Here is a 20,113-nt window from a genome sequence, read left to right on the forward strand (position 1 = left end):
CAATAAAATCAAATACATACATGGTATTACGTGAAGTGTTGCCTTAACTTGAAGGGCAGCGTAGGATCGCCGCCATCCGGTCCTCGGACCGGACATGTGCCACAACACTGTCCTCCGGCCCCGTGCCGGTTTGAAGAGCCTGTGATCCCCGTGATCCGGGCTCTTTTTTTATCCCGCTGGTGGTTCTGGGGTCAGATCCCTTCTGCCTGCCGGCAGAAGGGATCTGACCCCCTTGGTTGGAAACGTGACCGCACGGCTTGCCGCTGTCACGTCGCAGGCCGCAAGATGCGGGCCGGTCCGGGGAGTCCGAGTGCATGAGCGTGGCGGTGCGAGGAAGGTCTGCGCGTGGATGGGGGCTGGCGGCCATGCTGCTGCTGGCCGTTGCGGCATGCCGCGAGTCTGTGAACGATCCGGCCAGGCCGGCGGCCGAGCCGGTGGCTGCGGTGCAGGCGATGGCGTTGCGCCTGGCCGAAGATGATCTGGTCGGCTACGCAAAGCTGTCGGTACCGCCAGGCCAGTATCAGCGGCTGCAGCAGGCCTGGGCGGAGGGACACAGCCAGTGGCCGCTGACCGAGCTGCCGCTGGGGGACCAGCTGCTGCCGATGCTGGCCGCGCTGCGCAAGCCCGATGCCAGCACCGAACTGCAGCGCAGCTTCGACCGCCAGCTGGCCGGCCAGGCCAGCGCCGTGCGCCAGGCCGCGCAGTCGATGGGCAATTTCGGGGTGCAGTACCTGCGCCATCAGAAGGGCTACACGCCCGGCCAGCAGGCCCATTACATCGCCCTGGTCGAAACCCTTGCCGTTTGGGCGCAGGGCGCGCCGATCAGTGACCGCGCCCGTGCACGCAGCACCATCGCCGCGCTGGTCGGCGCGGCCGGCAAGGTCGGCTTCGATGACGAGGCTGGCCTGCAGGCGGCTGGCATGGAGGGCAGCCTGCAGCAGCTGGCGCCGTTCATCCACACCCTCAAGGCGGTGCTTGGCAGCTACGGGCTGGGCGTGGATGACGCGCTTCGCAGCGTACGGGGCGAGCTGCTCTCGGTGGAAGGCGACAATGCGCTGGTACGCCTGCACTACGACCTGGCCGGCCGCGAGATGAGCCTGCAGCTGCCACTGAGCCGGCGCGAGGGCCACTGGTACCTGACCCGTACCCTGGCCGACACCGACGCGCTGCTGCGCAAGGCCGACGCGGCCCGCGCGGCCGCGTCGCCGGCAGCCGCTGAAGCCCCCGCCGAAGGTGGGGAAGCGGCAACGCCGCCGCCTAAGCCATAATGGCGCCGATGTCGAAACAGAACCCGCTGCCGTTCCCCGGCGAAGAATCCCAGTCGACGCCCGCCGATACGGTGCCGGCGTCCCCCTCGACCGGTACCGGCCCGAACCCGGTACCGCCGCCCGCGCACGCGCGTCCGGCCGGCCGTCGCCCGCTGTGGGCTCGCCTGCTCGGCCGCCTGGTCGAGCCGTGGCTGTCGCTGAAGATCGAACCGGAAGACCCGGGCCAGTACAACGATGGCCGCCCGGTCATGTACGTGCTGGAAGACTACGGCCTGTCCAACGCGCTGATCCTGGACAAGGCCTGCCGCCAGGCCGGCCTGCCGTCGCCTCTGGTGCCGCTGGCCGGTGACCCGACCGGCCGCAAGCGCGCCTACCTGGCGCTGTCGCGGCGCAGCTCCAGCAACTCGCTGATTCCCGAGCAGCGCGGCGCCAAGACCCACTCCGACTCGCTGGCCAAGGTCCTGCAGGCGCACCGCGTGCGCGATGACCTGGACGTGCACCTGGTGCCGGTGTCGATCTTCGTCGGCCGCGCCCCGGACAAGCAGAGCGGTTGGTTCGCGGTGCTGTTCTCGGAAAACTGGGCACTGGTCGGCCGCTTCCGTCGCCTGCTGGCGGTGCTGCTCAACGGCCGCAGCACCATCGTCCGCTTCGCCCCGCCGATCTCCCTGCGCAACACCGTGGATGAAGGCCTGGAGCCGGAGCGCACGGTGCGCAAGCTGCAGCGCGTGCTGCGTACGCACTTCCGACGCATCCGTGAATCGGTGATCGGCCCCGACCTGTCGACCCGGCGCCTGCTGGTGGACCAGGTGCTGGCCGCCGAGCCGGTACGCGAAGCGATCGCCGCACAGGCCAAGCGCGACAACTCAAAGCCGGCCGATGCCTGGAAGAAGGCACACGCCTACGCCTGGGAAATCGCTGCGGACTATTCCAGCCCGGTAGTGCGCTCGGCCAGCTTCATGCTCAGCCACGTGTGGAACCGCATCTATGCGGGCGTGCTGGTGCACCACCTGGACAAGTTCAAGGCCGCCGCGCCGGGGCACGAAGTGGTCTACGTGCCCAGCCACCGCAGCCACATGGACTACCTGCTGCTGTCCTACCTGCTGTACGACCGTGGCATCGTGCCGCCGCACATCGTGGCCGGCATCAACCTGAACCTGCCGGTGGTCGGCACCCTGCTGCGCAAGGGCGGTGCATTCTTCATCCGCCGCTCGATCCGTGGCAACGCGTTGTACTCGGCGGTGCTCAGCGAATACGTCGCGCAACTGGTGGCCGGTGGCTACTCGCTGGAGTACTTCGTCGAAGGCGGCCGCTCGCGTACCGGGCGCCTGCTGCAGCCCAAGGGCGGCATGATCTCGATGACGCTGCGCGCGTTCCTGCGCCAGCCGCGCAAGCCGGTGCTGTTCCAGCCCATCTACATCGGCTACGAGAAGCTGATGGAAGGCGGCAGCTACCTGGACGAACTGTCCGGCCGGCCGAAGGAAAAGGAATCGATCTGGTCGCTGCTATGGGGCATCCCCAAGGTGCTCAAGCAGAACTATGGCCAGGTGGTGGTGAACTTCGGCGAGCCGATCGCGCTGAACGACGTGCTGGCCGAGAAGGCGCCGGAGTGGAAGGGCGAGGCGGTGTCCGAGGACGAAAAGCCGGCCTGGCTGTCGACCACGGTGGACACGCTGGCCGAACGCATCCAGGTGCGCATCAATGGCGCCGCCGACGTCAACCCGATCAACCTGCTGGCGCTGGCCCTGCTGTCCACGCCGAAGCACGCGATGGGCGAGGCCGACCTGATCGCGCAGATCGAACTGTGCAAGACCCTGCTGGTGGAGATGCCGTACTCGGACCGGGTGACGGTGACGCCGCACTCGCCGGAGCGGATCATCGCCCACGCCGAGGAAATCAACGTCCTCACCCGCATCAAGCACCCGCTGGGCGATGTGCTCAGCGTCAGTGGCGACACCGCAGTGCTGCTGAGCTACTTCCGCAACAACGTGGTGCACCTGTTCACCGCCTCGTCGTGGGTGGCCTGCTGCTTCCAGAACAACCGCCGCATGAGCCGCACCGGCCTGGTCCAGCTGGGCCGTACGGTGTACCCGTTCCTCCAGGCCGAGCTGTTCCTGCCGTGGAGCGAGGACGAGTTCGCCCAGCGAATCGACCGGACCATCGATGTGTTCGTGCGCGAGGGCCTGCTGCAGAACGTCAACGATGACGACGGCGGCATCCTGGCGCGCAATACCGGGCAGACCGACGAGGTGTTCCGCCTGCGCGCGATCGGCCATTCGCTGCAGCAGGCGTTCGAGCGCTATTACATTGCCATCTCGGTGCTGGTGAAGAACGGCCCCGGCGTGCTCGGCGCTGCCGAGCTGGAAAGCCTGTGCCAGCAGGCCGCGCAGCGGCTGAGCCTGCTCTATGCGCCGGCCGCGCCGGAGTTCTTCGACAAGTCCCTGTTCCGTGGCTTCATCCAGAAGCTGCGCGAACTGCGCCTGGTGTGGCCGGACGAGAACAGCAAGCTGCTGTTCGACGAGCGCCTGGATGCCTGGGCCAAGGATGCCAAGTTCATCCTGGGCCGTGAGCTGCGCCACACCATCGAACGGGTCAGCCCGGAAGCGGCCCGCCCGGACGAGCCTGCGCCGCAGGATTGAAGGCAGCGCCGGGTCCTGCCCGGCGAACGACATGCCAACCAAGGTTGGCATCTACCGGGGCGAAGCAGTAGGTCTACGCCATGCGTGGATGGGCCACCGCTCAGGCCGGCTCGTCGGGAATCTGCAGGCTTTCCAGCCTGGCGATGCAGTCCTTCAGCTGCAGCTTGCGCCGCTTCAGGCGCTTGGACTCCAGCTCGTCCTCGCCGTTGGCGGCCATGCGGGTGATCTGTTCATCCAGCAGGCGGTGCTCGGCGCGCAGGGCGACGAGGCGCTCGACGATCTCGGCGGGGCTGTAGGTGTCCACAGCCTCCGAGCATACACAGCGATGATGACCGCCGGGAGAGGGGAATCCCGATCCCCGGCCGGGGCGGCTCCGAGCCGTTAGAATGGAACCCATGAGTGCCGTGATTTCCCTTCCCGATCCCCCACCGCGCGCCGCCCGCGATCCGCGCGTGGCCGAGCGCGAGCAGCACAAGCTGGCCAAGCGCCTGCGCCGCCAGGTCGGCGAGGCGATTGCCGACTTCGGCATGATCGAGGCCGGCGACAAGGTCATGGTGTGCCTGTCCGGCGGCAAGGACAGCTACACCCTGCTGGACGTGCTGCTGCAGCTGCAGAAGAAGGCGCCAGTGCCGTTCGAGCTGGTGGCGGTGAACCTGGACCAGAAGCAGCCGGACTTCCCCGAGCACGTGCTGCCGGAATACCTGGCAGGCCTGGGCGTGCCGTACCACATCATCGAGCAGGACACCTATTCGGTGGTCAGCCGGGTCATCCCGGAAGGCAAGACCATGTGTTCGCTGTGCTCGCGCCTGCGTCGTGGCGCGCTGTACAACTACGCCGAGACCCATGGCTTCACCAAGATCGCGCTGGGCCACCACCGCGACGACATGGTGGCCACGTTCTTCATGAACCTGTTCCACCACGCCAAGCTGTCGGGCATGCCGCCGAAGCTGCGCAGCGACGACGGCAGGCACGTGGTGATCCGGCCGCTGGCCTACGTGCGCGAGAGTGACATCGTCGAGTACGCGCAGGCACGCCGGTTCCCGATCATTCCCTGCAACCTGTGCGGCAGCCAGGAGAACCTGCAGCGCCGCCAGGTCGGCCTGATGCTGAAGCAATGGGAAAAGGACCACCCGGGCCGCATCGAGCAGATCGCGCGCGCCATGGGTGAAGTCCGGCCCTCGCAGCTGGCCGACACCACCCTGTTCGACTTCATGGCGCTGGGCCGTCGCGACGACGCGCCGCTGCCCGACGCCCATGCCTGGCTGGCCGGCTCCCCGGCCGACGCCGACGCAGATCCCGAGACGCCCACCGTTTAAGGTCGGGCGCCCTTCCTCTTCGCCATCCGGAATTCCATGTTCTTTCGCAACCTGACGTTCTTCCGTTTCCCGACCACCACCGATTTTTCCGAAGTCGACACCCTGCTGCCGCACGCCCTGCTGAAGCCGGTCGGCGCGCTGGAAATGAATTCGCGCGGCTTCATCTCGCCGTTCGGCCGCGAGGAGAAGGAACTGCTCTCCCACCGCATCGCCGAACACCTGTGGCTGACCGTGGGCGGCGAGGACAAGATCCTGCCGGCGGCGGTGGTCAACGACCTGCTCGAGCGCAAGCTGGAGGAGATCGAGGAGAAGGAAGGCCGCCGCCCGGGTGGCCGCGAGCGCAAGCGGATGAAGGACGACCTGCTGCATGAACTGCTGCCGCGCGCCTTCGTGAAGTCCTCGCGCAATGATGCCTTCATCGACCTGCAGCACGGCTACGTGGCGGTGGATACCTCCAGCCGCAAGACCGGCGAGTACTTCATGTCCGACATCCGCGGCCTGCTCGGCAGCTTCCCGGCGATGCCGCTGAACGCCGAAGTCGCACCGCGTTCGATCCTGACCGGCTGGATCGCCGGCGAGCCGCTGCCGACCGGGCTGAGCCTGGGCGAAGAGTGCGAGATGAAGGATCCGGTGGAAGGCGGCGCCGTGGTCAAGTGCCAGCACCAGGAACTGCGCTGCGACGAGATCGACAAGCATCTGGACGCCGGCAAGCAGGTGACCAAGCTGGCGCTGATCTTCGAGGACAACCTGTCCTTCGTGATCGGCGACGACCTGATCGTGCGCAAGCTGAAGTTCCTCGACGGCGCACTGGACCAGCTGGAGCATGCCGACGAAGACGGCCGCCGCGCCGAGTTCGACGCCCGCTTCGCCCTGCAGAGCGCCGAGATCCGCCGCCTGTTCCTGTTGCTGGAAGAAGCGTTCAAGCTCAGCAAGGCTGACTGAACAGGCACCCTGTGGGCCGCCGGTCATCCGGCGGCCCGAAGCAGCGCTATGCTGGGCGCATGAGCCGTCTGCTGCGCCGCCTGATCAGCCCGACCCCGCCCGCTACCGTGCAGCGCGACACCGTTCGCCTGCGCCTGGAGGATGCCGAGATCGAGGTGCTGCGCGTGCGCGATCCGCGCGCGCGCCGGATCAAGCTGAGCGTGGACGAGCGCGGCGCACGGTTGACGCTGCCGCCGCGGGCCAGCCTGGTGATGGGCGAGCGATTCCTGGAACAGCACCGCGACTGGTTGGCGCTGCAGCTGCGCCAGTACCAGAGCCAGGGCCTGCCCGCCCCGTTGCAGCCGGGCGAGGACGGCGTGCTGCCACTGCGCGGCGACCTGTTGCCGCTGCGCTGGCAGGAAGGCCGCTATGCGCGGCTGGAGATCGACGAACACGGCGCCTGCGTGCAGTGGCCGACCCGTGCCGGCGATGCCACCCTGCGCCGCCTGCTGCGCGAGTTCTACGAAGCACAGACCCGCGCCGATGTCGGCCGCTGGCTGCCGAAGTACCTGCCCACCCTGCCACGTGCACCCAGCCGCCTGCGGCTGAAGGTGATGTCTTCGCAGTGGGGCTCGCTGGCGCCGGATGGCAGCATGGCACTGGACCTGGCACTGGTGCTGGGGCGCCCTGAAGCATTCGAGTATGTGCTGGTGCACGAACTCTGCCACCTGATCCAGCCGAATCATTCGCCCGCGTTCTGGCACGAAGTGGAACAACGTTTCCCCGCGTGGCGCGAGCAGCGCGACTACTTCCAGCTGGAAGGGCGCAGGCTGAAGGCGATGCTTCGCCAGCTGCTGTAGAGCCGATGCTCGGCTGACGCGCGTGGCGCGGATATCCAGCCCTCGCGATCGACAGCAGCCGAGCATGGCTCGGCTCTACAAAAGCGCGCGCAGCGCGCGACCCGCTCCTGCTCTTCCTTCTTCCTTCCGTGATGGGCACACAGGAAACTGTCCGTGGCCGGGCGGGGTGGGTTGCGCAGGGGCGTGAGCCGCATGGATGCGGCGACCGAGCTTACAAAGGACGTACTTGCAGCGACCCCTGCGCAATCCACCCCGCCCGGCCGAGCACGGCTTCTGATTTGAACGACCCACCACGAGGGGCTCAGCCGTTGGCCGAAACCCTCACCCCGCCCGCAACGCCGCCGCTGCCGCCCAGCGTGCCGCCACCCGCGGCGCCGTGATGCACACCGCCTGGTCGGTCACCGTCGTCACCGCGCGCTCCAGCAGCTGGATATCGGCCTCGTGCTGGCGTGCCACATGCGGGTCCTCGAAGAAGATCGCGCGCTGGCAGCGCCCCTCCAGCACCCGGTCGGCAATCTGTGCATCGCCGCCCATCGGGCCACTCTGGTAACGCGTCACCCACGGCGTATCGCTGGGCCAACCCCGGCTCCAGGCCAGCTCGTTCAAGCGCTGCCCGGTGGTGCCCGTCGCAACGCGTTGGCCAAACCGGGCCAGCACATCGAAGTACTCGTCAGCGAAGGCCAGCATCGCCGGCTTCATCGCATCATGCGCGATCAGCGCCAGCGTCTGCCCCTGGAAGGCATGCAGGTCGTCGGCACCGGTGTCGGCAGCCAGCCCGGCGTGGATGCGCTCCACCTCGATCCAGTCGCGTGCAGTGGCCACGGTCGAAATGAACGGCTTGCCGTGGATCACACACTGCCGCTTGAGCGCGGTTGCTTCCGGAAACACCGAGGACGGATCGACCGGGTCGATCAGGTAGATCGCACCGTCCAGTGTCCGCTCCGGCCCCATGCCGACCACTTCGGCCACCAGCTTCATCAGGCCTCCCTCGCGGCCGTAGGGATACCGGTGCAGGCCGCCGTAGCCGGCCAGGAATCCCTGCCGTTCGATCGCATCGTGGGTGCGCCCGACCGCATGCAGTGACGCCCCCAGTTCGCGCAGGCCTGCCTCGCTGGCACGCAGCCAGCGGAACAGCGCCGCGCGCGCATCGTGGTGATGGAGACGGTTGGCGGCCAGGCCGATACGCATCGAGCGCTCCGTAGGACGGGTAGAAGCGGCAGTGTATGTCGGCATTCGCCGATGCGGATGCTTTTCCAATTTTTCTCATTGTCGCGGAAGCCTGCCTCGCTAGCGTGGCTGGCAGCGGTACCGCTGCGCGGCCGTGGTTCCTGCCCGCGAAATGAGGACGTCTACCGTGAATGTCGCCGGCCGCCGCGCCGTCGCCGCCGTCATGGCATCGCTGTTGCTGCCCGGCATCGCCGCTGCATCCGGTTGTACGGGCCCCCTGCAGGTGGCATGGCGCTCCGACCGGCCGCCCCTGTCATACAGCCAGCAGGGCGAGGTTGCGGGACTGGCCGCGGATTACCTGCCGCTGCTGGGCATGCAGGCGGCGCAGCATGCGAAGCCGTTGCCTGCGACGGTACTTACCGAGGGAGCACTGCCGGCCGGCACCCAGGTGCTGCTGGGCTGGCCGCGCGCACAGCTGCCGACAGGCTGGGTGGCCAGCAGGGCCTACCTGGAGGTGCCGCAGGTGATCGTGCGGCGCGAGGGCGCCGCTGCGGTGCTGGGGCTGGAGGGCCTGCGTGGCCGCAGCGTGGCCAGCCCGGACCGGCTGCCGCTGGAGCCATTGCTGGCCGAGCAGGCCCCGGGGGCGCAGCTGCTGGCCCCTGCGCCGCTGGACCACGCGCTGTCACTGCTGCGTGCCGGGCTGGTCGACGCCGTGGTCGCCAATCTCGCTGAACTGGAGGCCGCGCTCCGCGCGGAGCCAGGTGATGCTGTGGTGATCGCGGCACCCGCAGGCTTCGGCGATGCACTGGTACTCGCGGCCGTGCCGGCCTGTGCCGAGGTGGTCGCTGCTTTCGACCAGCGGCTCCTGCAGGAGAGCGATGCACGTCGCGCGTCGAGCCGCAGCGCCTGGCTGCCGGACCGGCCACGCGCGCGGCTCACCGGTTCGGCGCTGCGCTGGCTGGTGCCGGCGTCGCTGATCCTGCTCGCGCTCGTGCTGCTGCATGCCTTCGGCTACTGGCGCGTGCATCGCGAGAGCGTGCGCCGCCGCGTGCTGGAGCAGCGGTTGCACGACGTCACCGCGAACCTGCCGGCGGTGGTCTACCAGGCCCGCCGTTCGGCAACCGGCCACTACAGCCTGGCGCAGATCGCCGGTGACGTGCAGGCGTTGTTCGGCGTAAGCGTGGAGACTGCGCGGATCGACCATCTGCAACTGCTGGCCGCGGTGCATGCCGACGACCGCAGCCGGGTGATGGCGTGCATCGAAGCGGCCGCGCTGGTGCGCGGTCCCATCGACGTTACGTTCCGCACCCGGTCGGCGCAGGGCTGGCGCTGGGTCCGCTCACAGGGACGACCGCTGCAGTGCGATGACAGCAGCGTGGAGTGGAGCGGCTACTGGTTGGATGTCAGTGAAGCACAGGCGCGTGCAGTAGCGCTGGCCGAGGCGCGCCGCGCGGCCGAGCAGGCGGCGCTGGCCAAGAGCCATTTCCTGGCGACCATGAGCCACCAGATCCGCACGCCGATGAGTACCCTGCTGGGCATGCTGGAGCGATTGGCTGCCAGTGACCTGGATGCGGGCCAGCGGCAGGTGCTGACCACCGTGGGTGATGCCGCGCAGATGCTGCGGCAGATCCTGGACGATGTGCTGCACAGCCAGCGCCTGCAGCCAGCGCCACTGCAGCTGCGGCCGACCGATCTTGCGGCGCTGGTGCGCGCGGTGCAGCAGCTGTTGATGCCCGTCGCGGCCAGCCGCGGCCTGCACCTGCACAGCGAGATCGACCCCATGCTGCAGCAGTGGTCGCTGGCCGATGGGCTGCGCCTGCGCCAGGTCCTGTTCAACCTGGCCGGTAATGCACTCAAGTTCACTCTGCAGGGAAGCGTGGTGCTGCAGGCCCATGTGCTGCAGCAGCGCGATGGCGGGCAGCGGTTGCGCCTGCAGGTGACCGATACGGGCGTGGGCATCAGCATGGAGCGGCAACAGGCGGTATTCGCTGCCTACGAGCAGGCCGAGACCTCGACCACGCGCCGCTTTGGTGGCAGTGGGCTGGGCCTGTCGATCTGCCGCGAGCTGGCGGCATCGATGGGGGGCCAGCTGCACCTGCGCAGCGCGCCGGGCAAGGGAACCACCGTATGGCTGGAACTCGTGCTGGCGGCCTGTGCGGCACCGACGGTGGTACCGGTGCTCACGACGGCCGTGCAACGGCCGCTGCCGCCGGCGCGGGCACTGGTTGTTGAAGACCATCCGACCAACCTGCAGTTGCTGGTGCAGCGCCTGCGCGAGCTGGGGCTGCAGGTACACGCCTGCGACGACGGCCAGCAGGCATGGGAGGCCTGGCAGGCGCAGCCCTTTGATCTGGTCATCACCGACTGCCATATGCCGCACATGGACGGCTTCGCGCTGGCACGGGCGATCCGTGGCGATACCTGTGCCATCCGTGCGCAGGTGCCGATCGTCGCGCTGACTGCCAGTGTGCTGGAACGCACACGCGAGGCCTGCCGTGATGCGGGCATCGACCATTTCCTGGCCAAGCCGGTGGCGCCGTGCGAACTGCGCGCGCTGCTGGAGGAGCTGCTGTTGCCGGACTCAGTGCGCCAGTAGGCGGACGATGCTGGCAGCGGCATCGCGGCCTTCGGCCACGGCGGTCACCACCAGGTCTGCACCGCGTACCGCGTCGCCACCGGCGAACAGGCGTGGATGCGCGGTCTGGAACGGCAGGCGGTCCTTGCCCCCGGCGACGATGCGGCCGTTGGGCTGGCCTTCCACCCCCAGGTCCGCCAGCCACGCCGGCACGCTCGGCGAGAAGCCGAAGGCGATGATCACCACGTCCGCTTCCAGCAGGGATTCACTGCCTTCGATCGGCACGGCGTTCTGGCGGCCATTGGCATCGGGTTCGCCCAGCCGGGTTTCGACCACGGTCACGCCGATCACTTCATCGTCGGCGCCGGCTTCGATCGACAGCGGTTGGCGGTTGAACAGGAAGCGCACGCCCTCTTCGCGCGCATTGGCCACTTCGCGAGCGCTGCCGGGCATGTTGGCTTCGTCGCGCCGGTAGGCGCAGGTGACCTTGGCCGCGCCGAGGCGCACCGCGCTGCGCACGCAGTCCATGCCGGTATCGCCACCACCGAGCACCACCACCCGCTTGCCGTTGAGGTCGGGCAGGGCGATGGTGTCTTCCCAGCCGGCAATCGGCCGGCCCTTCGGGTCATCGCCGCCGACGATGCGGCTGTTCTGCACCAGGAACGGCAGCGCCGGCAGCACGCCCTTCAGGTCCTGGCCGTCGAGGCCACCATCGGTGTAGCGGTAGGCGCCGGTACCGATGAACACCGCATCGTGGGTGTCCAGCAGCTGCTGCACGCTGAGGTCGCGGCCGATCTCCACGCCGAGGCGGAACTGCACGCCCATGCCCTCCAGCACGTCGCGGCGCCGGTGGATCACGTCCTTGTCCAGCTTGAAGCTGGGAATGCCGAACTGCAGCAGGCCGCCGATCTGCTCGTAGCGGTCATAGACCACCGCGGCAATGCCGGCGCGGGCCAGGCGGTCGGCGCAGGCCAGGCCCGCGGGACCGGCCCCGATCACCGCAACGCTGCGGCCGGTCGGCTGCACCGCGCCCAGGTCAGGGCGCCAGCCGCTGGCCAGCGCGGTATCGACGATGTATTTCTCCACCGCACCGATGGTGACCGCACCGAACTCTTCCAGCGTGCAGCTGCCCTCGCACAGGCGATCCTGCGGGCAGACCCGGCCGCACACCTCCGGCAGCGGGTTGGTGCTGTGGCACAGCGTGGCGGCTTCGTGGATGCGGTTCTCCTGCACCAGCTGCAGCCACTGCGGAATGGCGTTGTGCACCGGGCACTTCCAGCTGCAGTACGGGTTGCCGCAGTCCAGGCAGCGGCCCGCCTGGTACTGGGCGTCCTCCTTGCCGAACTTTCCGTACAGCTCGCCCCAGTCGCCGGACGTGCGCAGTTCCACCGGGATGCGCTGCGGCATGGTGCGGGGCAGGTCGAGGAACTGGAAGGCGTGCTTGCGGCTCATGGCGGGCTCTGGAATGCGGGGGGGAACGTTGCCGGCCAGCGGCCGGCACTACCGGAAAACATCACGCGGCGCGTCGCAGGGTTTCGGTCAGCGACTCGATGCTGGCGGCCTTGGGTTTGACCAGCCAGAACTTGCCGATGTAATCGCGGAACTCGTCCAGGATCTGCTGTGCCCAGATGCTGCCGGTCAGCTCGCGATGGCGGCCGATCAGGCGGTGCAGGTGCTGGCGGTAGTTCTCGAAGCCTTCGGCGGACACGCGATGGATGTCGATCAGCTCGTGGTTGTAGCGGTCGACGAAATCACGGTCCACGTCCAGTACGTAGGCCAGGCCGCCGGTGAAGCCGGCGCCGAAGTTCAGCCCGACCTTGCCCAGCACCAGCACCACGCCATCGGTCATGTACTCGCAGCAGTGGTCACCGGCACCTTCGACCACGGCCAGCGCGCCGGAATTGCGCACCGCGAAGCGCTCGCCGGCGCGGCCGGCAGCGAACAGCTCACCGCCGGTGGCACCGTACAGGCAGGTGTTGCCGATGATGGCGGTGCTGCGTGCCTCGAAGCGCGCGCCACGCGGCGGCCGCACCACCAGCCGGCCGCCAGCCATGCCCTTGCCGACGTAATCGTTGGCTTCGCCTTCCACTTCCAGGTGCAGGCCACCGACATTGAAGGCGCCGAAGCTCTGCCCGGCGCTGCCACGGAAGCGCAGTTCCAGCGGTGCCTCGGCCATGCCCTGGTTGCCGTGCGCGCGTGCCACCGCACCCGCCAGGCGGGTACCGATGCTGCGGTCGGTGTTGTGGATCAGGAAGCGATGCTCGCCGCCGCGCTTGTGCTCGATGGCCGGGGCCAGCAGGCCATCCATCTGCGTGGCCAGGCTGTCCGGCGATTCGTACAGGCGCTGCGCGGCGCAGTGGCTGCCCTCGTAGCGGCTGTCGGCCAGCAGGCGCGACAGGTCCACGCGCACGCCGTCGCGCGGCGCGGATTCGACCTGGCGCAGCAGGTCGGTACGGCCGACGATCTCTTCCAGCGAACGCGCGCCCAGGTAGGACAGCCAGCCACGCACTTCTTCGGCCAGCAGCCGGAAGAAGTTCTCCACGCGCTCGGGCTGCCCGGTGAAGTGGTTCTCGCGCAGGCGCTCGTCCTGGGTGGCCACGCCGGTGGCACAGTTGTTGAGGTGGCAGATGCGCAGGTACTTGCAGCCCAGCACGATCATCGGCGCGGTGCCGAAGCCGAAGCTGTCGGCGCCCAGCAATGCGGCCTTGACCACGTCCAGCCCGGTCTTCAGGCCGCCATCGGTCTGCAGCAGGGTACGGCCGCGCAGGTCGTTGGCGAGCAGCGCCTGGTGCGCCTCGGCCACGCCCAGCTCCCACGGCACGCCGGCATAGCGGATCGAGCTGACCGGCGAGGCACCCGTGCCGCCATCATGGCCGGAGATGGTGATCAGATCCGCACCGGCCTTGACCACGCCCGCCGCAATCGTTCCGACGCCGGCATGGCTGACCAGCTTCACCGACACCAGCGCGGTCGGGTTGACCTGCTTGAGGTCGTAGATCAGCTGCGCCAGGTCCTCGATCGAATAGATGTCGTGATGCGGCGGCGGCGAAATCAGGCCGATGCCCGGGCGCGCATAGCGCAGCCGCGCGATCAGTTCGTTGACCTTGTGCCCGGGCAGCTGGCCACCCTCGCCGGGCTTGGCACCCTGCGCGACCTTGATCTGCAGCACCTCGGCATTGACCAGGTACTCGGCGGTCACGCCGAAGCGCCCGGAGGCCACCTGCTTGATCTTGCTGCGCCTGGCGGTGCCATAGCGTGCGGGGTCTTCACCGCCTTCGCCGGAATTGCTGCGGCCACCCAGGCGATTCATCGCAATCGCCAGCGCTTCATGCGCTTCCGGTGACAGGGCGCCGAGGCTGATCGCCGCGGTATCGAAGCGCGGGAACAGTTCGCTGGCCGGGGCCACTTCATCGAGCGGTGCGGGCGTGGCGGCAGGGACCAGTTCCAGCAGGTCACGCAGTGCCGAGGGCGGGCGCGCATGCACCGCATCGCAGTACTGCTGCCAGGCACGCGGATCGCCGCTGCGCGCCGCGTGCTGCAGGGTGGTGACCACGTCCGGGTTGTACATGTGGTACTCGCCGCCGTGCACGTACTTCAGCAGGCCGCCGACATCCACGTCCTGCTGCGCGTCCCACGCCTGCGCGCACAGCTCGCGCGCGTCGGCATCCAGGCGCGCGAAACCCGCGCCACCGATGCGCGAAGCGGTATCCGGGAAGCACAGATCGACGACCTCCGGTTCCAGGCCGATGATCTCGAACAGCTGCGCGCCGCGGTAGCTGGCCACGGTACAGATGCCCATCTTCGAGATGATCTTCGACAGCCCCTTGTAGACGCCCTTGCGGTAGCGGCGGCCGATCTGCGACTGCTCACCGCCCTTGCTGAGCTTGAGGATGCCGCGGCGGCCCAGGTCGAACAGGGTCTGGTAGGCCAGGTACGGATACACCGCCGTGGCGCCGAAGCCGAGCAGGCAGGCCATGTGATGCGGGTCGCGCGCGGTGCCGGTCTCGACGATGAGATTCACGTCGCAGCGCAGGCCCAGCCGCGAGAGGTGGTGGTGGATGGCGCTGGTGGCCAGCAGCGCATGCACCATCGGCCGCCCGGCCACCGGGTAGCGGTCGGACAGCAGCAGCATCACCATGCCTTCGCGCGCGGCCTGTTCGGCCTCGGCGCAGATGCGCTCGATGCCGGCACGCAGGCCCTCGTCTTCGCTGTAGGACAGGTCGAGCAGACGGTTGGCCTGCGCGTACTGGTCCATCTTCAGCAGCTGGCGCAGCTTGCGCTGGCTGAGCACCGGCGAATTGAGGATGACGTGGTTCACCGTCTCCGGACCGGCATGGAAGATGTTGGTCTCCTTGCCGAGCTGGGTGGACAGGGACATCGCGCAGTCTTCGCGCAGCGGATCGATCGGCGGGTTGGTGACCTGCGCGAAGGCCTGGCGGAAATAGTCGTACAGCGGGCGGCTGCGCTGGCTCAGCACCGCCATCGGCGTGTCGTCGCCCATCGAGCCGGTGGCTTCCTGCTCGGTCTCGGCCAGCGGCCGCAGCACCTGCTCCACTTCCTCGCTGCTGAGCTGGTACAGCTTGTGGTAGCTGCGCAGGGTGGCTTCGTCGAACGGCTCTTCCACCAGCGACGGGTCGATCAGTTCGGTCTGCAGGTAGGTCACGCCCTGCTGCAGCCACTGCTTGTAGGGCGCGCGGCCGCGGTTGATGCGGTCGACCGCATCGGAGTCGAGCAGGTCGCCGCGCTTGAGGTCGATCGCGATCATTTCGCCGGGGCCGAGCTTGCCCTTGCGCACCACCCGCTCGGTGGGCACTTCCCACACGCCCGCTTCAGAGGCAACCAGGAAGTGGCGGTCGGCGGTCAGCATCCAGCGTGCCGGGCGCAGGCCGTTGCGGTCGAGGGTGCAGACGGCGTAGCGGCTGTCGCAGGCAACGATGCCGGCCGGGCCATCCCACGGCTCGCTGTTCAGGCCGTGGAACTCGTAGAACGCGGCCAGGTCCGGGTCCTTGAACTCCAGCGACTGGGTGGCCGGCGGCACCAGGATGCGCAGCGCCTGGATCAGCTCCATGCCACCGGCGACCATCAGTTCCAGCATGTTGTCCAGGCTCTGCGAGTCCGAGCCATGCATGGAGATCACCGGGTCGAATTCGGCGATGTCGAAGCGCGGCGTCTTCCACACCTTGCTGCGCGCCTGGGCCCAGCGGCGGTTGCCTTCGATGGTGTTGATCTCGCCATTGTGGGCGAGCATCCGGAACGGGTGGGCAAGCGGCCAGCGCGGCAGCGTGTTGGTCGAGAAGCGCTGGTGGAACACGATCGCGCTGGAGGCCAGTTCGCGCCGCTGCAGGTCCGGATAGAAGCGGCTGAGCTTGTCCGGCAGCACCATGCCCTTGTAGCTGATCGCATCGGGGGTGAGCGTGGTGACGTAGAAATCAGCGTGATCGCGCAGCTGCTGCTCGCTGCGGCGACGGGCCAGGAACAGCGCCAGCGCGAAGCCGGCATCGTCCTGGCCGACACCGGCATCGACGAACACCTGTTCGATGCGCGGCAGGGTATCGCGCGCCAGCTGGCCGCAGACGCTGTCATCGGTGGGTACCTCGCGCCAGCCGGCGACCTTGCAGCCGACCGCTTCCACCTGCGCCTGCAGCTGGGTACGGCAGGCGTCGGCGGCCTCGGTGTCGTGCGGCAGGAACACCAGGCCGGCAGCGAAGCGCGCGGCGGTGGTGATGCCGGCTTCGCTGGCCAGCAGTTTCAGGAATGCATCGGGGCGGCGCAGCAGCAGGCCACAGCCATCGCCGGTCAGGCCATCGGCGGCGACGCCGCCACGGTGGGTCATGCGCGAAAGCGCGGCGATGGCGGTATCAACCAACAGGCGCGAAGGTTGATCGTCGAGCTGGGCGACCATGCCAAATCCACAGGCATCGCGCTCGGAGCGCGGGTCGTAAAGCCCTTGGCGGTTGCGGGGGGCCATCTCTACCTCGATGCGTATAGGGTTGGCGGCGACACTCGTCCCCGCTCATTCCCTGGAGCGCATCGTGAGGCCACCGGATGCCTCGACTAGATCACAGGTTGCTGCAGCGCCGCAATACACGGTTGCAGGTGCAACAGAACGCGCCGGCAACCCCGTGCCGGCGCGGGGTCGGCCTCAGCCGCAGCGCACGCCGCTGACCAGGCCCTTGTCGTCCACTTCGATGTTCAGGCGGTCGCCGAGGAATTCCATCGTGGCCACGTCGTTGGGCTTCATGACGCGCAGCTGGTGGGCACCGGCATCTTCCTGCGCCTGCTTGCCCAGCGCGTCGGCGTAGGCCTGGCCGACCAGGCTCTGCACCTGGCTGGCATCGCAGGTGCCGACCGGCGGTGCCTCGGTGGCCTTGCCGGCTTCGTCGGCCGGTGCCTTGGCGGCTTCGGCAGCCTGCTGGGCATGGGCCGTGGCCGAATCCTGTTCATCCAGCGCCGGTGCCTGGCAGGCGGTCAGGGCCAGCACGGCCGGCAGCAGCAGGGCGGAGAGCGAACGGGCGCGAATCGGGAACGACATCATGACTCCGGAAGGGATTGTGAAAGCCCGAGCATAGCGGCGAACCGATCCTCACGTGTTTGTCTTGTGTTATCGACAGGATCGCGGCAGCGCGGCAGCGACACTGCACGCATGCCGACCCCCTCTACCCCCGAACGACAGGCCGCGCGCGCTGCGGGCCTGCGCTATGTCGATGACACCCAGCCGGGCATCAGCCGGCGCCGCGCCGGCAAGGGCTTCAGCTACCGCGATGCCGATGGCCATGCGGTGCGCGATGCCGCCACCCTGCAGCGCATCCGCGCGCTGGCGATCCCGCCGGCCTATACCGCCGTATGGATCTGCGCCCACGCCAATGGCCATCTGCAGGCCACCGGCCGCGATGCCCGCGGGCGCAAGCAGTACCGCTACCACGCCGATTGGGCCGCAGTGCGCGACGCCGGCAAGTTCGACCGGGTGATCGCCTTTGGTGAAGCACTGCCCGCGCTGCGGCGCCGGCTCAGCCGCGATCTCAAGCACAGCGGCTTCCCCCGCGAAAAGGTGCTGGCGGTCGTGGTCGCGCTGCTGGCCGACACCCTGGTGCGGGTAGGCAATGAGTCCTATGCCAAGGAAAACAGATCCTTTGGCCTGACCACGCTGCGCAACCGGCACCTCGACCTGCTGCGCGGCGGGCGCGTACGGATGCGCTTCCGCGGCAAATCCGGGCAGCTGCACGAAGTGACGGTAGGTGACCGCCGGCTGGGCACGCTGGTGCGCGGCGTGCAGCAGTTGCCGGGCCAGGCGTTGTTCCAGTATCGCGACGACGACGGTGCCATCCAGCCGGTCGACTCCGGTGCGGTCAACGATTACCTGCGCGAGGTGATGGGCGAGGAATTCACCGCCAAGGATTTCCGCACCTGGGGCGGCACCCTGGCCGCGGTGCAAGCGTTCGCGGCCACCGAGTTGCCCGAACCGGCCAGCCAGCGTGCGCTGGCCAAGGTACAGCGTGAGGTGGTGTGCAAGGTGGCGACCCAGTTGGGCAATACCCCTGCGGTGTGCCGCAAGGCCTACATCGACCCCTGCGTGTTCGCCGGCTGGGAGCGCGGCGAACTGGCGGAACTGGCCGGCCTGCGTGGGCCGCGCCAGTGGGAACAGGCCACCCTGCGCGTGCTGCGCAGGGCGCGCCGGCTCAGCCGCAGACGTCAGCCGCAATAGATCGCGGTGATGTTGTTGGTGCGGCCCTTCTCGATGGTCAGGCGGTCACCGCCTTCGTGTGCCGGCGGCACGCGCGGGCCGTCATGGCGCAGCACCTGCACGTGCAGGCTGTCGCTGTCCACGCGCGCGCGCTCGACGGTTGCGGCGGAGGCGGCCAGGCCGAGCGCACCACGCACCCTGTCGCTGTGGCACTGGCCGGAAATCACGCCGTCGATCGGCTGCACCTGGGCCACCGGCGTGCTGCTGCAGGCGGCGAGGGCGAGACAGACGGTGGCGGTGGCGATGGCATGCTTCATGGAAGGGTTCCTTGGTGTGGTTGCGTGCAGCGTGCGACGGCGCACGTGGTGGCGGAATGAACACCGTGCACATCGTGGACACGGTGCGCTCACCCCCGCCAACAGCCTGGGTGGAGACACTGCAGTCGCGGCGGATGCCGCCCCCGGTACTGCGGCGCATGCGCCCGGTAGTGCCGGCCGCTGGCCGCCGATCCCATTCCCCCCCGAGGAGACCTGCATGGCCACCACCCGAAAGACCCCCGCCCGCCGCAAAGCCTCACCCAAGGTGCGCAAAGGCAGCACCGCGCCCCAGACCGCTGCCGACCCCGCTCGCCCGCGGGTGGTGAAGACCGCAACCCGCAAGGCGGCGGCTGGTGATCCCCGCGCCGCCCGCGTTGCCGCCCGGCAGCGGCGCCTGCAGGACCAGGAAAAGGCCAAGGACGCCCGCGCAGCCAAGAAGGCCACGAAAAAGACCGCGACCCAGGCCGGCGCACGCCGCCAGCCGGAGGCCATGCCGGCCCGCCAGCTGGCAAAGCCGGGGCGCGAACACGAACTGGAGCTGGCACCGCGCTTCCTCGCGCCGGACTACACCGGCAGCGGCAAGCTGCAGGGCATGCGCGCGATCGTCACTGGCGGTGATTCCGGCATCGGCCGTGCTGTGGCCGTGCTGTTCGCACGCGAAGGCGCCGATGTGGCGGTCCTGCACCTGGACGAGGCCGAAGATGCCGACATCACCCGCCAGCACGTGGAGCGCGAAGGTGGCCGCTGTGTGGTGATCGCCGGTGACGTGCGCGACCCGCGCTTCTGCAACAAGGCGGTCAAGCAGGTGGCCAAGGCCTTCGGTGGCATCGATATCCTGGTCAACAACGCCGCGTTCCAGCTGCACTGCGAGCGGCTGGAGGATCTGGAAGACGCGCACCTGCAGGAGACGCTGCAGACCAACATCGGCGGCTACATCCAGATGGCGCGTGCGGTACTGCCGCATCTGGGCGAGGGCGCCAGCATCATCAACACCGGCTCGGAAACCGGACTCTTCGGCAGCAAGGCGCTGATCGACTACTCGGCCACCAAGGGCGCGATCCATGCGTTCACCAAGGCCCTGGCCAGCCAGCTGCTGCCGCGCGGCATCCGGGTCAACTGCGTGGCGCCGGGGCCGGTATGGACGCCGCTGAACCCGGCCGACAAGCAGGCCGGGGATGTCGCCGAGTTCGGCAGGGACAGTGACATGGGCCGGCCTGCACAGCCTGAAGAGCTGTCACCGGCGTATGTGTTCCTGGCCTCGCCGGTCTGTGCAAGCTACATCAGCGGGGCGATCCTGCCGGTGATGGGTGGGCCGCGCGGCTGAGTCGTGTCGGTTCCCGCCTGGATCCGGCGGCAGCGAAGGTGTGCGGCC

The 20,113-nt window shown here is 68.6% G+C and carries 14 protein-coding genes; 8 read left to right on the forward strand and 6 right to left on the reverse strand.

Annotated elements, in window-relative coordinates; translation table 11 throughout:
* Positions 1 to 314: 314 nt before the first annotated feature.
* Positions 315 to 1,268 carry a hypothetical protein gene (locus AC5P56_RS15530; RefSeq protein WP_014645453.1) on the forward strand — a complete coding sequence of 318 codons (954 nt, stop codon included), beginning with the start codon at positions 315 to 317 and terminating at the stop codon, positions 1,266 to 1,268.
* On the forward strand, positions 1,268 to 3,904 hold the full coding sequence (plsB, locus tag AC5P56_RS15535) for a glycerol-3-phosphate 1-O-acyltransferase PlsB (RefSeq protein WP_032962379.1): 2,637 nt from the start codon (positions 1,268 to 1,270) through the stop codon (positions 3,902 to 3,904). The genes AC5P56_RS15530 and plsB overlap by 1 nt, the downstream gene beginning before the upstream one ends.
* A 100-nt stretch (positions 3,905 to 4,004) precedes the next feature.
* Here the strand turns inward: plsB and AC5P56_RS15540 are convergent, their stop codons facing one another.
* Positions 4,005 to 4,208 carry a YdcH family protein gene (locus AC5P56_RS15540; RefSeq protein WP_032962381.1) on the reverse strand — a complete coding sequence of 68 codons (204 nt, stop codon included), beginning with the start codon at positions 4,206 to 4,208 and terminating at the stop codon, positions 4,005 to 4,007.
* 91 nt (positions 4,209 to 4,299) lie between these two features.
* Between AC5P56_RS15540 and ttcA the strand changes: the two genes are divergently transcribed.
* The 3 genes from ttcA to AC5P56_RS15555 are packed head-to-tail and all read left to right on the forward strand — an operon-like array spanning position 4,300 to position 7,001.
* Entirely contained in the window at positions 4,300 to 5,220 is a 921-nt protein-coding gene (ttcA, locus tag AC5P56_RS15545) for a tRNA 2-thiocytidine(32) synthetase TtcA (RefSeq protein ID WP_032962383.1), read from the forward strand.
* Between the two features lie 36 nt (positions 5,221 to 5,256).
* The gene (locus AC5P56_RS15550) at positions 5,257 to 6,162 is read left to right on the forward strand and encodes a recombination-associated protein RdgC (RefSeq protein WP_005411825.1); all 906 of its coding nucleotides are present in this window, start codon (positions 5,257 to 5,259) and stop codon (positions 6,160 to 6,162) included.
* 59 nt (positions 6,163 to 6,221) lie between these two features.
* Positions 6,222 to 7,001, forward strand: coding sequence for a M48 family metallopeptidase (locus tag AC5P56_RS15555; protein WP_032962385.1), 780 nt, complete (start codon positions 6,222 to 6,224; stop codon positions 6,999 to 7,001).
* Between the two features lie 321 nt (positions 7,002 to 7,322).
* Here the strand turns inward: AC5P56_RS15555 and AC5P56_RS15560 are convergent, their stop codons facing one another.
* Positions 7,323 to 8,189: a methylglyoxal synthase gene (locus AC5P56_RS15560; RefSeq protein ID WP_049404244.1), complete on the reverse strand. Its 867-nt coding sequence runs from the start codon at positions 8,187 to 8,189 to the stop codon at positions 7,323 to 7,325.
* A 166-nt stretch (positions 8,190 to 8,355) separates the two neighbouring features.
* Between AC5P56_RS15560 and AC5P56_RS15565 the strand changes: the two genes are divergently transcribed.
* A complete protein-coding gene (locus tag AC5P56_RS15565) occupies positions 8,356 to 10,764 on the forward strand; it encodes an ATP-binding protein (protein ID WP_053496117.1) in 2,409 nt (802 codons plus the stop codon).
* Here AC5P56_RS15565 and AC5P56_RS15570 read toward each other — a convergent pair.
* The 3 genes from AC5P56_RS15570 to AC5P56_RS15580 form a co-directional block, all read right to left on the reverse strand.
* On the reverse strand, positions 10,750 to 12,195 hold the full coding sequence (locus tag AC5P56_RS15570) for an FAD-dependent oxidoreductase (protein ID WP_032962391.1): 1,446 nt from the start codon (positions 12,193 to 12,195) through the stop codon (positions 10,750 to 10,752). The genes AC5P56_RS15565 and AC5P56_RS15570 overlap by 15 nt on opposite strands.
* A 61-nt stretch (positions 12,196 to 12,256) precedes the next feature.
* Positions 12,257 to 16,711 carry a glutamate synthase large subunit gene (gene gltB, locus AC5P56_RS15575; protein WP_495231775.1) on the reverse strand — a complete coding sequence of 1,485 codons (4,455 nt, stop codon included), beginning with the start codon at positions 16,709 to 16,711 and terminating at the stop codon, positions 12,257 to 12,259.
* A gap of 174 nt (positions 16,712 to 16,885) precedes the next feature.
* The gene (locus tag AC5P56_RS15580) at positions 16,886 to 17,275 is read right to left on the reverse strand and encodes an I78 family peptidase inhibitor (RefSeq protein WP_014035471.1); all 390 of its coding nucleotides are present in this window, start codon (positions 17,273 to 17,275) and stop codon (positions 16,886 to 16,888) included.
* A 111-nt stretch (positions 17,276 to 17,386) separates the two neighbouring features.
* Between AC5P56_RS15580 and AC5P56_RS15585 the strand changes: the two genes are divergently transcribed.
* Positions 17,387 to 18,445: a DNA topoisomerase IB gene (locus tag AC5P56_RS15585; protein ID WP_014645460.1), complete on the forward strand. Its 1,059-nt coding sequence runs from the start codon at positions 17,387 to 17,389 to the stop codon at positions 18,443 to 18,445.
* Here the strand turns inward: AC5P56_RS15585 and AC5P56_RS15590 are convergent.
* Positions 18,433 to 18,741, reverse strand: coding sequence for a putative periplasmic lipoprotein (locus tag AC5P56_RS15590; RefSeq protein ID WP_049442524.1), 309 nt, complete (start codon positions 18,739 to 18,741; stop codon positions 18,433 to 18,435). The two genes, AC5P56_RS15585 and AC5P56_RS15590, sit on opposite strands and share 13 nt — an antisense overlap.
* Before the next feature lie 217 nt (positions 18,742 to 18,958).
* Between AC5P56_RS15590 and AC5P56_RS15595 the strand changes: the two genes are divergently transcribed.
* Positions 18,959 to 20,065 (forward strand): SDR family oxidoreductase, encoded by a 1,107-nt coding sequence (locus AC5P56_RS15595; RefSeq protein WP_495231776.1) that lies wholly within the window; start codon positions 18,959 to 18,961, stop codon positions 20,063 to 20,065.
* Positions 20,066 to 20,113 lie beyond the last annotated feature (48 nt).

The organism is Stenotrophomonas sp. YJH_SMC_131, assembly GCF_059367975.1.

What these genes read in the sequence shown, in the direction of transcription:
- AC5P56_RS15530 (WP_014645453.1), top strand. Translation starts at nt 315, where the DNA reads ATGAGCGTGGCGGTGCGAGGAAGGTCTGCGCGTGGATGGGGGCTGGCG.
- plsB (WP_032962379.1), top strand. Translation starts at nt 1,268, where the DNA reads ATGGCGCCGATGTCGAAACAGAACCCGCTGCCGTTCCCCGGCGAAGAA.
- ttcA (WP_032962383.1), top strand. Translation starts at nt 4,300, where the DNA reads ATGAGTGCCGTGATTTCCCTTCCCGATCCCCCACCGCGCGCCGCCCGC.
- AC5P56_RS15550 (WP_005411825.1), top strand. Translation starts at nt 5,257, where the DNA reads ATGTTCTTTCGCAACCTGACGTTCTTCCGTTTCCCGACCACCACCGAT.
- AC5P56_RS15555 (WP_032962385.1), top strand. Translation starts at nt 6,222, where the DNA reads ATGAGCCGTCTGCTGCGCCGCCTGATCAGCCCGACCCCGCCCGCTACC.
- AC5P56_RS15560 (WP_049404244.1), bottom strand. Translation starts at nt 8,189, where the DNA reads ATGCGTATCGGCCTGGCCGCCAACCGTCTCCATCACCACGATGCGCGC.
- AC5P56_RS15570 (WP_032962391.1), bottom strand. Translation starts at nt 12,195, where the DNA reads ATGAGCCGCAAGCACGCCTTCCAGTTCCTCGACCTGCCCCGCACCATG.
- gltB (WP_495231775.1), bottom strand. Translation starts at nt 16,711, where the DNA reads ATGGCCCCCCGCAACCGCCAAGGGCTTTACGACCCGCGCTCCGAGCGC.
- AC5P56_RS15580 (WP_014035471.1), bottom strand. Translation starts at nt 17,275, where the DNA reads ATGTCGTTCCCGATTCGCGCCCGTTCGCTCTCCGCCCTGCTGCTGCCG.
- AC5P56_RS15585 (WP_014645460.1), top strand. Translation starts at nt 17,387, where the DNA reads ATGCCGACCCCCTCTACCCCCGAACGACAGGCCGCGCGCGCTGCGGGC.
- AC5P56_RS15590 (WP_049442524.1), bottom strand. Translation starts at nt 18,741, where the DNA reads ATGAAGCATGCCATCGCCACCGCCACCGTCTGTCTCGCCCTCGCCGCC.
- AC5P56_RS15595 (WP_495231776.1), top strand. Translation starts at nt 18,959, where the DNA reads ATGGCCACCACCCGAAAGACCCCCGCCCGCCGCAAAGCCTCACCCAAG.